Origin of the sequence: Streptomyces sp. NPDC048142, assembly GCF_043202835.1 — a bacterium.
Lineage (GTDB): Bacteria > Actinomycetota > Actinomycetes > Streptomycetales > Streptomycetaceae > Streptomyces.
Genome location: NZ_JBIDBC010000025.1, coordinates 78,158 through 92,810, shown reverse-complemented (window position 1 = coordinate 92,810; position 14,653 = coordinate 78,158). Strand labels below are relative to the sequence as shown.

At 70.6% G+C, this 14,653-nt stretch carries 14 protein-coding genes; 13 read left to right on the top strand and 1 reads right to left on the bottom strand.

What is annotated here, in order from left to right:
* The first annotated feature begins 47 nt into the window (after nt 1–47).
* The 13 genes from uvrC to ACGF2Y_RS26945 all read left to right on the top strand — a co-directional run bounded on the left by uvrC (nt 48) and on the right by ACGF2Y_RS26945 (nt 14,117).
* Nucleotides 48–2,087: an excinuclease ABC subunit UvrC gene (gene uvrC / locus ACGF2Y_RS27005; protein WP_392952425.1), complete on the top strand. Its 2,040-nt coding sequence runs from the start codon at nt 48–50 to the stop codon at nt 2,085–2,087.
* The gene (rapZ, locus tag ACGF2Y_RS27000; protein WP_392952422.1) at nt 2,087–3,124 is read left to right on the top strand and encodes an RNase adapter RapZ; all 1,038 of its coding nucleotides are present in this window, start codon (nt 2,087–2,089) and stop codon (nt 3,122–3,124) included. The genes uvrC and rapZ overlap by 1 nt, the downstream gene beginning before the upstream one ends.
* The gene (yvcK, locus tag ACGF2Y_RS26995; RefSeq protein WP_392952419.1) at nt 3,121–4,155 is read left to right on the top strand and encodes a uridine diphosphate-N-acetylglucosamine-binding protein YvcK; all 1,035 of its coding nucleotides are present in this window, start codon (nt 3,121–3,123) and stop codon (nt 4,153–4,155) included. Before rapZ ends, yvcK begins: the two co-directional genes overlap by 4 nt.
* Entirely contained in the window at nt 4,146–5,135 is a 990-nt protein-coding gene (gene whiA, locus ACGF2Y_RS26990; protein WP_032790781.1) for a DNA-binding protein WhiA, read from the top strand. The genes yvcK and whiA overlap by 10 nt, the downstream gene beginning before the upstream one ends.
* Before the next feature lie 261 nt (nt 5,136–5,396).
* Nucleotides 5,397–6,407, top strand: coding sequence for a type I glyceraldehyde-3-phosphate dehydrogenase (gap, locus tag ACGF2Y_RS26985; RefSeq protein WP_392952415.1), 1,011 nt, complete (start codon nt 5,397–5,399; stop codon nt 6,405–6,407).
* Between the two features lie 115 nt (nt 6,408–6,522).
* Nucleotides 6,523–7,734 (top strand): phosphoglycerate kinase, encoded by a 1,212-nt coding sequence (locus tag ACGF2Y_RS26980; RefSeq protein WP_392952413.1) that lies wholly within the window; start codon nt 6,523–6,525, stop codon nt 7,732–7,734.
* A gap of 6 nt (nt 7,735–7,740) precedes the next feature.
* The gene (gene tpiA, locus ACGF2Y_RS26975; RefSeq protein WP_392952410.1) at nt 7,741–8,517 is read left to right on the top strand and encodes a triose-phosphate isomerase; all 777 of its coding nucleotides are present in this window, start codon (nt 7,741–7,743) and stop codon (nt 8,515–8,517) included.
* Nucleotides 8,518–8,632: 115 nt separating this feature from the next.
* Nucleotides 8,633–8,869, top strand: coding sequence for a preprotein translocase subunit SecG (gene secG, locus ACGF2Y_RS26970; protein ID WP_103535508.1), 237 nt, complete (start codon nt 8,633–8,635; stop codon nt 8,867–8,869).
* 109 nt (nt 8,870–8,978) lie between these two features.
* The gene (locus tag ACGF2Y_RS26965) at nt 8,979–9,314 is read left to right on the top strand and encodes an RNA polymerase-binding protein RbpA (RefSeq protein ID WP_078566397.1); all 336 of its coding nucleotides are present in this window, start codon (nt 8,979–8,981) and stop codon (nt 9,312–9,314) included.
* A 216-nt stretch (nt 9,315–9,530) separates the two neighbouring features.
* Nucleotides 9,531–11,195: a glucose-6-phosphate isomerase gene (gene pgi, locus ACGF2Y_RS26960; RefSeq protein ID WP_392952407.1), complete on the top strand. Its 1,665-nt coding sequence runs from the start codon at nt 9,531–9,533 to the stop codon at nt 11,193–11,195.
* Between the two features lie 4 nt (nt 11,196–11,199).
* Nucleotides 11,200–11,706, top strand: coding sequence for a PH domain-containing protein (locus ACGF2Y_RS26955; protein ID WP_392952404.1), 507 nt, complete (start codon nt 11,200–11,202; stop codon nt 11,704–11,706).
* Nucleotides 11,703–13,220, top strand: a complete 1,518-nt coding sequence (locus ACGF2Y_RS26950; protein WP_392952401.1) for a PH domain-containing protein — start codon at nt 11,703–11,705, stop codon at nt 13,218–13,220. The genes ACGF2Y_RS26955 and ACGF2Y_RS26950 overlap by 4 nt, the downstream gene beginning before the upstream one ends.
* Before the next feature lie 57 nt (nt 13,221–13,277).
* Nucleotides 13,278–14,117, top strand: a complete 840-nt coding sequence (locus tag ACGF2Y_RS26945) for a poly-gamma-glutamate hydrolase family protein (RefSeq protein ID WP_392952399.1) — start codon at nt 13,278–13,280, stop codon at nt 14,115–14,117.
* Nucleotides 14,118–14,138: 21 nt separating this feature from the next.
* Here the strand turns inward: ACGF2Y_RS26945 and ACGF2Y_RS26940 are convergent, their stop codons facing one another.
* Nucleotides 14,139–14,501, bottom strand: a complete 363-nt coding sequence (locus ACGF2Y_RS26940; RefSeq protein WP_392952397.1) for a VOC family protein — start codon at nt 14,499–14,501, stop codon at nt 14,139–14,141.
* Between the last annotated feature and the right edge of the window lie 152 nt (nt 14,502–14,653).

The window sequence follows — 14,653 nt, the reverse complement described above, 5'->3', positions numbered from 1 at the left end:
CACCCGAGGACGACGCGCTGTCACTGCCCGCAAGTAGGGTGTGAGACATGGCAGACCCCTCCAGCTACCGCCCCAAGCCGGGACAGATCCCCGACTCCCCGGGGGTCTACAAATTCCGCGACGAGCACCGCCGGGTGATCTACGTCGGGAAGGCCAAGAACCTGCGCCAGCGCGTGGCCAACTACTTCCAGGACCTGGCCAACCTCCATCCGCGTACGCGCACGATGGTCACCACCGCCGTCTCCGTCGAGTGGACGGTCGTCTCCACCGAGGTCGAGGCGCTCCAGCTGGAGTACTCCTGGATCAAGGAGTTCGACCCCCGGTTCAACGTCAAGTACCGCGACGACAAGAGCTATCCCTACCTCGCGGTCACGCTCAACGAGGACTTCCCCCGCGTCCAGGTCATGCGCGGCGCCAAGAAGAAGGGCGTGCGCTACTTCGGTCCCTACGGCCACGCCTGGGCGATCCGCGAGACGGTCGACCTGATGCTGCGCGTCTTCCCCGTCCGCACCTGCTCCGCCGGGGTCTTCAAGAACGCCGCGCGCACCGGCCGCCCCTGTCTGCTCGGCTATATCGGCAAGTGCTCGGCCCCCTGCGTCGGCCGGGTCACCCCCGAGGAACACCGGGAGCTGGCCGAGGACTTCTGCGACTTCATGGCCGGACGCACCGGCACCTATATCCGCCGCCTGGAGAAGGACATGACGCAGGCGGCCGAGGAGATGGAGTACGAACGGGCCGCCCGCCTCCGCGACGACGCCGAGGCCCTCAAGCGGGCCATGGAGAAGAGCGCCGTCGTCCTGGCCGACGCCACCGACGCCGACCTGATCGCCGTCGCCGAGGACGAGCTGGAGGCCGCCCTCCAGATCTTCCACGTGCGCGGCGGCCGGGTGCGCGGCCAGCGCGGCTGGGTCACCGACAAGGTCGAGGCGGTCGACACCTCCGGCCTCGTCGAGCACGCCCTCCAGCAGCTGTACGGGGAGGAGCGCGGCGAGGCCGTCCCCAAGGAGGTCCTGGTCCCGGCCCTGCCCGAGGACGCCGAAGCGGTCTCCCAGTGGCTCGCCGAGCGCCGGGGCTCCCAGGTCAGCCTGCGCATCCCGCAGCGCGGCGACAAGAAGGACCTCATGGTCACGGTCCAGCGCAACGCCCAGCAGGCGCTCGGGCTGCACAAGACCAAGCGCGCCTCCGACCTGACCACCCGCTCCCGCGCCCTGGAGGAGATCGCCGAGGCGCTGGGCCTGGACACCGCCCCGTTGCGCATCGAGTGCTACGACATCTCCCACCTCCAGGGCGACGACGTGGTCGCCTCCATGGTGGTCTTCGAGGACGGCCTCGCCCGCAAGAGCGAGTACCGCCGCTTCCAGATCAAGGGTTTCGAGGGCCAGGACGACGTCCGCTCGATGCACGAGGTGATCGGCCGCCGCTTCAAGCGCTACCTCCAGGACAAGGAGCGCACGGGGGAGTGGGAGGAGCAGCAGGCGGCCGCCCCGGCCGCCGGGCCCGCCGCGACCGGCCCCGTCCCCGCCGTCGTCCCGGCCGCCGACGACGGTGAGCCCAGGGAGGACGACGGCCGGCCCAAGCGGTTCGCCTACCCGCCGCAGCTCGTCGTCGTCGACGGCGGGCAGCCCCAGGTCGCCGCCGCCCGGCGCGCCCTGGACGAGCTGGGCATCGACGACATCGCCGTCTGCGGTCTCGCCAAGCGCCTCGAAGAGGTCTGGCTCCCCGATGACGACGATCCCGTGGTCCTGCCCCGCACCAGCGAGGGCCTCTACCTCCTCCAGCGCGTCCGGGACGAGGCCCACCGCTTCGCCATCACCTACCAGCGCGCCAAACGCGCCAAGCGCATCCGCTCCAGCCCCCTCGACGACGTGGCCGGCCTCGGCGAGACCCGGAAGCAGGCCCTGATCAAGCATTTCGGCTCGGTGAAGAAGCTCCGGCAAGCGACAATCGACGAGATCTGCGAGGTCCCCGGGATAGGGCGAAGGACGGCGGAATCAGTGGCCGCGGCCCTCGCCTCGACCACTCCCGCGGCACCTGCCGTGAATACGGCCACAGGAGAGATCATTGAAGAGGACGACGGGGGAAACTGATGACCGAGAAAAGCCACGAGACCGCACAGAACACCACGGACCGAAACACCGCGAGCACCGCAGAAGCAGCGGACAGCGCAGAAGCAGCGGGCAGCGCGGGATCAGCGGACACCACAGACCGAGCAGACGGAGCAGCAGACGTGAGTACGAACACCCCGAACGAGACGGGTGAAGCGGCCATCCCCGAGCTGGTGATCATCTCCGGGATGTCGGGCGCCGGCCGCAGCACCGCCGCCAAGTGTCTGGAGGACCTCGGCTGGTTCGTCGTCGACAACCTGCCGCCCGCGCTGATCCCCACCATGGTGGAGCTCGGCGCCCGCTCGCAGGGCAACGTGGCCCGGATCGCCGTCGTCGTCGACGTGCGCGGCCGGCGCTTCTTCGACAACCTCCGCGAATCCCTCGCGGACCTGGAGTCCAAGCACGTCACCCGGCGGATCGTCTTCCTGGAGTCCTCCGACGACGCCCTCGTACGCCGCTTCGAGTCCGTCCGCCGCCCGCACCCCCTCCAGGGCGACGGCCGCATCGTCGACGGCATCGCGGCCGAGCGCGACCTGCTGCGCGAGCTGCGCGGCGACGCCGACCTGGTCATCGACACCTCCAGCCTCAACGTGCACGAGCTGCGGGCCAAGATGGACGCCCAGTTCGCGGGCGACTCGGAGCCGGAGCTGCGCGCCACGGTGATGTCCTTCGGCTACAAGTACGGACTGCCCGTCGACGCCGACCTGGTCGTCGACTGCCGCTTCCTGCCCAACCCGCACTGGGTCCCCGAGCTGCGCCCCTTCACCGGCGTCAACGAGGAGGTGTCCGACTACGTCTTCGACCAGCCGGGCGCCAAGGAGTTCCTCAACCAGTACACGGAGCTGCTCCAGCTGATCGCGGCGGGCTACCGCCGCGAGGGCAAGCGGTACGTCACCATCGCGGTGGGCTGCACCGGAGGCAAGCACCGCTCCGTGGCCATGTCGGAGAAGCTCTCGGCCCGCCTCGCCGCCGAAGGCGTCGAGACCGTCCTCGTACACCGGGACATGGGGCGAGAGTGACCGGACGCAATCTGCGGATGCGGCGCCTGAGCCGCGCCACCTCGGCGCTCTCCGGCCGCAAGCGCGGTGCTCAGCCCAAGGTCGTCGCGCTCGGCGGCGGCATGGGGCTCTCGGCGTCCCTGACGGCGCTGCGCCGGATCACCGGCGATCTCACGGCCGTGGTCACCGTCGCCGACGACGGCGGCTCCAGCGGCCGGCTGCGCGAGGAGCTGGGCGTCCTGCCGCCCGGCGACCTGCGCAAGGCACTCGCCGCGCTGTGCGGCGACGACGACTGGGGCCGCACCTGGTCCCGGGTCATCCAGCACCGCTTCGAGTCGAAGGGCGACCTCCACGAGCACGCGGTCGGCAATCTGCTGATCGTGGCCCTCTGGGAACAGCTCGGCGACCACGTCCAGGCGCTCGACCTGGTCGGCAAGCTGCTCGGCGCGCACGGACGGGTGCTGCCGATGTCGGCCGTTCCGCTGGAGCTCCAGGCGCTGGTCAAGGGCCACGACCCCGACCTGCCCGACGCGATCGTCACCGTGCGCGGCCAGGCCACGGTGGCGCTCACCCCCGGCGAGGTGCAGTCCGTGCACGTGGTCCCGCCCGACCCGCCGGCCGTCCCGGAGGCCGTGCAAGCGGTCCTGGACGCCGACTGGGTGGTGCTCGGTCCCGGCTCCTGGTTCTCCTCCGTGATCCCGCATCTGCTCGTACCGGAACTGCTCGACGCCCTGGTCACCACGAAGGCCCGCAAGGTCCTCTCGCTGAACCTCGCACCCCAGCCCGGTGAAACAGATGGCTTCTCACCGCAGCGTCATTTGGAGGTTTTGGGGCGACACGCCCCTAAACTCGCCTTGGACGTGGTGCTGGCCGATGAGGCCGCCGTGCCCGACCGTGAGTCCCTCGCCGACGCCGCCAAACGGCTCGGAGCCGCGGTCGAGCTGGCGCCGGTGGCATCGCCCGACGGCGTTCCGGTCCATGATCAGGAGCTGTTGGCCGCCGCGTACGACCGTATTTTTCGGATGCATGGAAGGATCGGCCCATGGCGATGACGCCAGCGGTGAAGAACGAAATCTCTCATCTTCCCGTCACCCGGACCTGCTGCAGGAAAGCAGAGGTCTCGGCGATTCTTCGGTTCGCGGGCGGGCTGCACCTGGTGAGCGGCCGGATTGTGATCGAGGCGGAGCTGGACACGGGGAACGCGGCCCGCCGGCTCAAGCGCGACATCCTGGAGATCTTCGGGCACAGCTCGGAGCTGATCGTGATGGCCCCCGGCGGGCTGCGGCGCGGCTCTCGCTATGTCGTACGGGTGGTGGCGGGCGGCGACCAGCTGGCCCGCCAGACCGGTCTGGTGGACGGCCGCGGCCGTCCGATCCGGGGACTGCCCCCGCAGGTGGTCTCGGGGGCCACCTGCGACGCCGAGGCGGCCTGGCGCGGAGCCTTCCTCGCCCACGGCTCGCTCACCGAGCCCGGCCGCTCCTCCTCGCTGGAGGTCACCTGCCCGGGGCCCGAGGCGGCTCTCGCCCTGGTCGGGGCGGCGCGCCGGCTCTCCATCGCCGCCAAGGCCCGCGAGGTGCGCGGCGTGGACCGTGTGGTGGTCCGTGACGGCGACGCGATCGGCGCCCTGCTGACCCGCCTCGGCGCCCACGACGCGGTGCTCGCCTGGGAGGAGCGGCGGATGCGGCGCGAGGTCCGCGCCACGGCCAACCGGCTCGCCAACTTCGACGACGCGAACCTGCGCCGCTCGGCCCGCGCGGCGGTCGCCGCAGGGGCCCGGGTGGGGCGCGCGCTGGAGATCCTCGGCGAGGAGGTCCCCGAGCACCTCGCCGCCGCGGGACGGCTGCGCATGGAGCACAAACAGGCCTCGCTGGAGGAGCTGGGCGCGCTCGCCGACCCGCCGCTGACCAAGGACGCGGTCGCCGGCCGGATCCGCCGGCTGCTCGCGATGGCCGACAAGCGGGCCCAGGATCTGGGCATCCCGGGGACCGAGTCGACCCTCAGCGAGGAGCTCGCCGACGGACTGGTCGGCTGACCCGGCGGCGAGCGCGGGACGTTGGTCCCGGACCCGTCGGGACCCAGGTCCCGCGTCACCGGGACCCAGGTCCCGACCGGCGAACGGAGGCCCGTGGCCCTACTGGCGAGTACGGGCCTCCGGCCGCGTCCGCGTGGCTCGTAGGGGCCCTCTCGATGTCACTCCCGGGCCCTTGGAGAGGTAGGGTCGGAAGCGGTCGGGGACATCCCTATACAACTCGCCGGCGTCGAAAACCGGCGTACCTAACGAGGAGATCGGTTCGTGACGATCCGCGTAGGCATCAACGGCTTCGGCCGCATCGGCCGCAACTACTTCCGCGCACTGCTCGAGCAGGGTGCGGACATCGAGATCGTGGCTGTCAACGACCTGGGTGACACTGCGACCACGGCCCACCTGCTGAAGTACGACACCATTCTGGGTCGTCTCAAGGCAGAGGTCAGCCACACCGCCGACACCATCACCGTCGATGGTCACACCGTCAAGGTGCTCTCCGAGCGCAACCCGGCCGACATCCCCTGGGGTGAGCTGGGCGTCGACATCGTCATCGAGTCGACCGGCATCTTCACCAAGAAGGCCGACGCCGAGAAGCACATCGCGGGCGGCGCCAAGAAGGTCCTCATCTCGGCTCCGGCCAAGGACGAGGACATCACCATCGTGATGGGCGTCAACCAGGACCAGTACGACGCGGCCAACCACAACGTCATCTCCAACGCCTCCTGCACCACCAACTGTGTGGCGCCGATGGCCAAGGTTCTCGACGAGAACTTCGGCATCGTCAAGGGCCTGATGACGACGGTCCACGCGTACACCAACGACCAGCGGATCCTGGACTTCCCGCACTCGGACCTGCGTCGCGCCCGCGCCGCCGCCGAGAACATCATCCCGACCACCACCGGTGCCGCCAAGGCCACCGCCCTGGTCCTCCCGCAGCTCAAGGGCAAGCTCGACGGCATCGCGATGCGCGTCCCGGTCCCGACCGGCTCCGCCACCGACCTGGTCGTCACCCTCCAGCGCGAGGTCACCAAGGACGAGGTCAACGCCGCGTTCAAGAAGGCCTCCGACGACGGCGCCCTCAAGGGCTTCCTGACGTACACCGAGGACCCGATCGTCTCCTCGGACATCGTCGGCGACCCGTCGTCCTGCACCTTCGACTCCTCCCTGACCATGGTCCAGGAGGGCAGCACGGTGAAGATCCTCGGCTGGTACGACAACGAGTGGGGCTACTCCAACCGCCTCGTCGACCTCACGGTCTTCGTCGGCGAGCAGCTCTGATCCCCGGATCGGCAGGCACATCGATGTGAGCTGAGGGGCTCGGCCGGCGCAACGGAGCGCCGGCCGAGCCCCCCGGCATGCCCATCCGTCCTTGCAAGGAGTAACGGAAGACCAGATGAAGACGATCGACGAACTTCTCGCCGAAGGGGTCGCGGGCAAGCGGGTATTCGTCCGCGCCGACCTCAATGTGCCGCTGGACGGCACCACGATCACCGACGACGGCCGTATCCGCGCCGTCGTCCCGACGGTCGCCAAGCTCGCCGAGGCCGGCGCGCGCGTCGTCGTCGCCTCGCACCTCGGCCGCCCCAAGGGCGCCCCGGACCCGGCCTACTCGCTGGCGCCCGCCGCCGCGCGCCTGGGCGAACTCCTCGGTGCCGAGGTCGTCTTCGCCACCGACACGGTCGGCGAGTCCGCCCGCGCCGCGGTCGCCGCTCTCACCGACGGTCGGGTCGCCGTCATCGAGAACCTCCGCTTCAACGCCGGCGAGACGTCCAAGGACGACGCCGAGCGCGGCGCCTTCGCCGACCGGCTGGCCGAGCTCGCCGACGTCTACGTGGGCGACGGCTTCGGCGCGGTGCACCGCAAGCACGCCTCGGTCTTCGACCTCCCGGCCCGGCTCCCGCACTACGCGGGCTACCTCATCGCCACCGAGGTCGGCGTCCTGAAGAAGCTCACCACCGACGTGAAGCGGCCGTACGCGGTCGTCCTCGGCGGCGCCAAGGTCTCCGACAAGCTCGGCGTGATCGACCACCTGCTGGAGCGGGCCGACCGCATCCTGATCGGCGGCGGCATGGCGTACACCTTCCTCAAGGCCCAGGGCCACGAGGTCGGCAGCTCGCTGCTCCAGGAGGACCAGATCCCGGCCGTGCGGGAGTACCTGCGGCGCGCCGAGGAGAAGGGCGTGGAGTTCGTCCTCCCCGTCGACGTCGTCGTGGCCCCCGCCTTCCCCGACCTGAAGACCAAGGCCCCGGCCCATCCCACCACCGTCGCCGCCGACGCCATGCCGGCCGGCCAGATGGGGCTGGACAACGGGCCGGAGACCAACAAGCTCTACGCAGCGAAGCTCGCCGACGCGGCCACCGTTTTCTGGAACGGCCCGATGGGCGTCTTCGAGCACCCCGACTTCGCCGACGGCACCCGCGCGGTCGCCCAGGCGCTCGTCGACTCGTCGGCCTTCAGCGTCGTCGGCGGTGGCGACTCCGCCGCGGCCGTTCGCATCCTGGGCTTCGACGAGAATGCTTTCGGACATATTTCGACCGGTGGCGGCGCGAGTCTCGAATACCTCGAGGGCAAGACGCTTCCCGGCCTCGCCGCACTGGAGGACTGACCCGCAATGACCACCCGTACCCCGCTGATGGCGGGCAACTGGAAGATGAACCTCAACCACCTCGAGGCCATCGCCCACGTCCAGAAGCTCTCCTTCGCCCTGGCCGACAAGGACTACGACGCCGTAGAGGTCGCCGTCCTGCCGCCCTTCACCGACCTGCGCTCCGTGCAGACCCTGGTCGACGGCGACAAGCTGAAGATCAAGTACGGTGCCCAGGACATCTCGGCGCACGACTCCGGCGCGTACACCGGTGAGATCTCCGGCCCCATGCTCGCCAAGCTGCGCTGCACGTACGTGGCCGTCGGCCACAGCGAGCGCCGCCAGTACCACGACGAGAACGACGAGATCTGCAACGCCAAGGTGAAGGCCGCCTACAAGCACGGACTGACCCCGATCCTCTGCGTCGGCGAGGGCCTGGACGTCCGCAAGGCCGGCAACCAGGTCTCCCACACGCTCGCGCAGCTCGACGGCGCCCTGAAGGGCGTCCCGGCCGAGCAGGCCGAGACCGTCGTGATCGCCTACGAGCCGGTCTGGGCCATCGGGACCGGCGAGGTCGCCACCCCCGAGGACGCCCAGGAGGTCTGCGGCGCGATCCGCCGCCGGCTGGCCGAGCTGTACTCGCAGGAGCTGGCCGACGCCGTCCGCATCCAGTACGGCGGCTCGGTGAAGTCCGGCAACGTCGCGGCCATCATGGCGCAGCCCGACGTGGACGGCGCCCTCATCGGCGGCGCCGCACTGGACGCCGACGAGTTCGTCAAGATCGTCCGCTTCCGCGACCAGTGAGTATGCGGTAGCGCGGATCCGTCGTACCCTTGCGGGGGCCGAGGGGGTTGTCACCCTCCGGCCCCCGCTGTACGTACAGGCAGTAATCGAGAAATCCGGAAAGTAGGGACCAGCCGTGATTCTGGCGTTCCAGATCGCCCTGATCGTCTTCAGCCTGCTGCTGATGCTGCTGGTGCTCATGCACAAGGGCAAGGGCGGCGGTCTCTCCGACATGTTCGGTGGCGGAATGCAGTCCTCCGTCGGTGGCTCCTCGGTCGCCGAACGTAACCTCGACCGGATCACCGTGGTGGTCGGTCTGGTCTGGTTCGCGTGCATTGTCGTCCTCGGTCTGCTCATCAAGCTGGACAACTGACCCGTCGTCCGCGATTCCCGGTGAGGGTGTAACTCCTTTCACTGGACGCGCGTTGGGCCTTACGTAGACTGGGGCATCCTCGAGCACCATCACGCAGGGAGTTACGACCGTGGCAAGTGGCAACGCGATCCGGGGAAGCCGGGTCGGAGCGGGGCCGATGGGGGAGGCCGAGCGGGGCGAGTCCGCACCGCGCGCCCGCATCTCCTTCTGGTGCTCGAACGGGCACGAGACGCAGCCCAGCTTCGCCCATGACGCGCAGGTGCCGGACATCTGGGACTGCCCGCGCTGCGGTTTCCCGGCCGGCCAGGACAAGGACAGCCCGCCCGACCCGCCCCGCACCGAGCCGTACAAGACGCATCTGGCGTACGTACGCGAGCGACGCAGCGACGAGGACGGCGAGGCGATCCTCGCCGAGGCGCTGGCCAAGCTTCGCGGCGAGATCTAGCGGCCGCCTCCCTCGTAACGGGCTCCACGGAACAGGCTCCACGGAACAAACTCCACGGACCACCCAGTCGTTCACCGGCCGGACACCCCACGGGTGTCCGGCCGGATCGCGTTCCCGCGTCACCGCCCTCCGTCACGCCGCCCGCCTCCTCGATCAATTAGGTTGGAGGGGCAGCGGGGATGCTGAGTGACGAGAAGAAGTGGGCTGATATCCGGGATGAACGCAGCAAGCCGAACCAAGCTCAACCAGATGCCCGAGTGGACGGCTCTCGCCAAGCACCGTGAGGAGCTCGGCGCTCCCCGGCTGCGCGAGCTGTTCGCGCGCCGGCCGGACCGCGGCACCGCCTGCACCCTGCGGGTCGGCGACCTCCACCTCGACTACTCCAAGCACCTGGTCACCGACGAGACGCTGCGCCTGCTGCGCGAGCTCGCCGCCGCCACCGGGGTCGCGGAGCTGCGGGACGCGATGTTCCGCGGCGAGAAGATCAACACCACCGAGGACCGGGCGGTCCTGCACACCGCGCTCCGCGCCCCGCGCGATGCGGTCGTCGAGGTCGACGGCGAGAACGTCGTACCCGCCGTGCACGCCGTCCTGGACAAGATGGCCGGCTTCGCCGAGAAGGTCCGGTCCGGGCAGTGGACCGGCCACACCGGCAAGCCAGTCAAGAACATCGTCAACATCGGCATCGGCGGCTCCGACCTCGGACCCGCCATGGCGTACGAGGTGCTGCGCTCCTTCACGGACCGCGCGCTCACCGTCCGCTTCGTCTCCAACGTCGACGGCGCCGACCTGCACGAGGCCGTCCGCGACCTCGACCCGGCCGAGACGCTGTTCGTCATCGCCTCGAAGACGTTCACGACGATCGAGACCATCACCAACGCCACCTCCGCCCGGGACTGGCTGCTGACCGAGCTGAAGGCCGGTCAGGACGCCGTCGCCCGGCACTTCGTGGCACTGTCGACCAACGCCGAGAAGGTCGAGGAGTTCGGCATCGACACGGCCAACATGTTCGAGTTCTGGGACTGGGTCGGCGGCCGCTACTCCTACGACTCGGCGATCGGCCTCTCGCTGATGGTCGCCATCGGCCCGGACCGCTTCCGCGAGATGCTGGACGGCTTCCACCTCGTCGACGAGCACTTCCGCACCGCCCCCCCGGAGGAGAACGCCCCGCTCCTGCTGGGCCTCCTCGGCGTCTGGTACGGCAACTTCTTCGACGCCCAGGCGCACGCGGTGCTGCCCTACAGCCACTACCTGTCCAAGTTCACCGCGTACCTCCAGCAGCTCGACATGGAGTCCAACGGCAAGTCCGTCGACCGCGACGGCGACCCCGTGGACTGGCAGACCGGACCGGTCGTCTGGGGCACGCCCGGCACCAACGGGCAGCACGCGTACTACCAGCTGATCCACCAGGGCACCAAGCTGATCCCGGCGGACTTCATCGGCTTCGCCGCCCCGGTCCACGATCTGCTCCCCGGGCTGATCGCCCAGCACGACCTGCTGATGGCCAACTTCTTCGCCCAGACCCAGGCCCTCGCCTTCGGCAAGACGCCCGAGGAGGTCCGGGCGGAGGGAGTGCCGGAGGAACTGGTCCCGCACAAGACGTTCCGGGGCAACCACCCCACGACGACGATCCTCGCCGACAGGCTGACCCCCTCGGTCCTCGGCCAGCTCATCGCGCTGTACGAGCACAAGGTCTTCGTCCAGGGCGCCATCTGGAACATCGACTCCTTCGACCAGTGGGGCGTCGAGCTCGGCAAGGTCCTCGCCAAGAAGATCGAACCGCTGCTGACCGGTGACGAGGGCGCGGCCCCGGACGCCGGGGAGCTGGACAGCTCCACCGCCGCGCTGGTCGCCGCCTACCGCACCCTGCGGGGGCGCTGAGCCGATGCCACAGGGAGAGGGGACGACGGTACGGCTGCGGCCGCCGCGCAACACGCTGAACGAGCGTGCCGTCGGCTGGTGGCGGGTCCAGTGGCTGCTGATGACCGCGCTGCACGTCGTGCCGCTCGCGGTGCTGGGCGCGCTGATCGGCCCCGCCCGCTTCTGGCTGCTGCTGTCCGCCGCGGTCCTGGCCGCGGCGGGGGCGGCGGCCACCGTCCTCTTCCCCCTGTGGTGGTTCCGTACGCACCGCTGGGAGGTCACCGAGGACGCGGTGTACGTCCGCACCGGGTTCTTCTGGCAGGAGTGGCGGATCGCCCCGATGTCCCGGATCCAGACCGTGGACACCGTGCGCGGCCCGCTGGAGCAGCTCCACCGCCTCGCCACCGTCACGGTCACCACCGCCTCCGCCAAGGGCGCGGTACGGATCCAGGGGCTGGACCACGAGGTCGCCGCCGACCTGGCCGGGCGGCTCACCCGTATCACCCGCGGCACCCCCGGCGACGCCACATGAGCACCGTCGCCCCGGAAGGCGACTGGCGCCGCCTCGACCCCCGTACGGTCCTGGTCACCGCACTCGTCGTGGCAGGCGTCGTCGCGGGAGCCGCCATCCCCGTCACGCTCGGCCTCACCCGATGGTTCGGCCTCCCGGCCGCCGTGCTCCAGGTGCTCGCCGGAGCCGTCCTGGTCGTCGGGGCCGCGGCGGGCGTCGACCGGATCCGCTGGCACCGCACCCGCTACCGCGTCGGCGAGGAGCGCGTCGACCTCCACACCGGCCTCCTCCTCGTCAAACGCCGCTCCCTGGCCCGGACACGTATCCGCACGGTCGACCTCACCGCCAACCTGATGCTGCGCCTCCTCGGCCTGGTCACCGTCCGGATCGGCACCGGCGAACAGGGCCACGACTCGACCCTCCGGCTGGACCCGGTCACCCGCGCCGAGGGCGAACGGCTGCGCCGCCTCCTGCTGGAACGCGCCGGCACCGCACACTCCGGCGTCCACCGCGAAGGGGAACTGGCCGTCCTGGACCCCCGCTGGATCCGCTACGCCCCGGTCTCCTTCGTCGCCCCCATGCTCGGCGGCGCCGCCGTCGGAGCCGTGCTCCAGGTCAGCGACTGGATCGGCGCCCAGGGCGAGGTCATCGAGTGGGCCGGCGACCGCTTCCGGGACACCCCGCTGCTCTGGGTGATCGTCGGCCTGGCCCTGGCCGCCCTGGTCGCGGGCGTCGCCGGAGCGCTCGTCCTCTGGATCGAGATGTGGTGGAACTACCGCCTGGAGCGTGAGCCCGGCGGCACCCTGCGGGTCCGGCGCGGACTGTTCACCTCCCGGTCGATCTCCGTCGAGGAGGCCCGGCTGCGCGGTGTCGACCTGGTCGAGCCGCTGGGCGTGCGGCTGCTCGGCGCGGCCCGGCTGGACGCCATCACCACCGGCCTCGCCAAGGACCACGAAGCCAAGAAGGCCGACCACGACACCCTGCTCCCGGTCGTGCCCCGGACCCGGGCCGACACCGTCGCCGCCGACGTGCTGCGCGCGGCGGTCACCCCGACCGGCGCCGAGCTCGTCCGCCACCCGCGCGCCGCCCGGGGCCGCAGACTGCGCTGGTCGCTCGCCGCGGTCCTCGGCCCGGTTCTCGTCCTGGCCGTCCTCGGGGCGCTGCTCACCCCCGTGCTGCTGGGGATCGCGCTCGGCTGCGCGGTGGTGCTCGCCCCCGTGGCGGTGGCGCTCGCCCTGGACGCGTACCGGGGGCTCGGGCACGCGCTCTCCGGGCGCTACCTGGTCACCCGCTCCGGTACGGTCCGGCGCTCCACCGCCGCCCTGGAGCGGGCCGGGGTGATCGGCTGGACGGTCAAGCAGTCGGTCTTCCAGCGGCGGGCCGGGCTGCTGAGCATCACGGCCACCACGGCCGCGGGCGCGGGCGCGTACACGGCGTACGACACCGACGCGTCCGAGGGCCTCACCTTCGCCGCCGAGGCCGTACCGGGGCTGCTGGAACCCTTCCTGGAGCGCTCCGGGCACACCGGACCGTGACGGACGGCACAGGGTGAGTCCTGTGCCGTCCGGCCCGGGTCGGCGACGATATCGATCATGACTTCCACCAGCCGTCGTACGGTCCTCACCGCCCTCGCCACCGCAGCCGTCAGCGGTCCGCTGCTGGGCTCGCTCACCGCGACCGACGCCCACGCCACCGGTGACCTGGACATCTACACCTCCAACACCGACCTCTACAGAAAGCTCGCCGGACAGGAGGGCGTCGAATTCGCCCGCCGCTACCGGAGACACGAGTACGCCGACCACTCGCTCCCGCAGAAGTACCCGTACAACCGGACCACCGTCATGGCCCTGCACGGCGGCGGCATCGAGATGGGCACCTCCGAACTCTGCCTCGCCATCGCCGGCTACCACCCGGACACACTCGCCCCGCTGACGGACGGCCACGGCACGTTCGACTACTGGATGTTCGAAGGACTGCGCTCATCCGGCAACCGCGACCTGCACGTCACCTCGAAGAACTGCGACGACCACGTCGCCGTCTCCATGGCGGCGAGCAGCCTCAACGTGCTGAGCCTGCACGGCTGTACGGCGGCGCAGGCGGGCACCGCCCCGCAGGCCGTGGTCGTCGGAGGCCGGAACACCCGCTTCAAGACCCTGCTCAAGGCCGAGTTCGACGCGATCGGCATCGCCTGGCGGGACGGCGACGAGGTGCCCGCCCTGGCCGGGGTCAACACCGACAACCCGGTCAACCGCACCATGCTCGCCAAGGGCGGTCAGCTGGAGCTCACCACGGAGCTGCGCGCCGCCATGTTCACCGTCAACACCCGCGCGGGCCGGGCCGGCAGCACGACCCCGCTCTTCGACCGCTTCGTCGGCGCCTGCCGGGCCGCGATCACGAACCTGGAGCAGGGAACGGACCAGGTCGTCCTCTGACCCCGGGATCCCTGGGCCGGCTCAGCCGCCGTACGTCGTGTCGATGACGCAGAAGCGGTTGCCCTCGGGGTCGGCGAGCACCACGAAGTCCGGGTCCGGAGGGTAGAGGTCCCACTCCACCCGGACCGCGCCCAGCCCCACCAGCCGCTCCACCTCGGCCTCCTGCGTATCGGAGTAGAGGTCGAGGTGGACCCGGGGGACCTCCTGCACGGGGGAGGTGGAGCGGCCCAGCGACAGCCCCACGCCGGGTCCGCCCACCGGGACCAGGACCACCCAGTCGTCCGTCCCCGGCTCGCGCTCGGTGTACTGAAGCGCCGCCTTCCAGAAAGCGGCGGCCCGCCGTACGTCGGACGCGCCCATCACCACGGTTCCGATATGCACCATGGGGCGAGCCTTTCACGCGACTGCGCCGCTGTGGGGTGGCGGTGTTCGTGGACAGTCGTACAGCCTTTCCGGAGAGTGTCGGGGGTCACAGAGAGGTGCCGCCGTTCGCCCCTTTTCGGCGTATCCGTACGGTGGACAAGATGTGGGCGGCC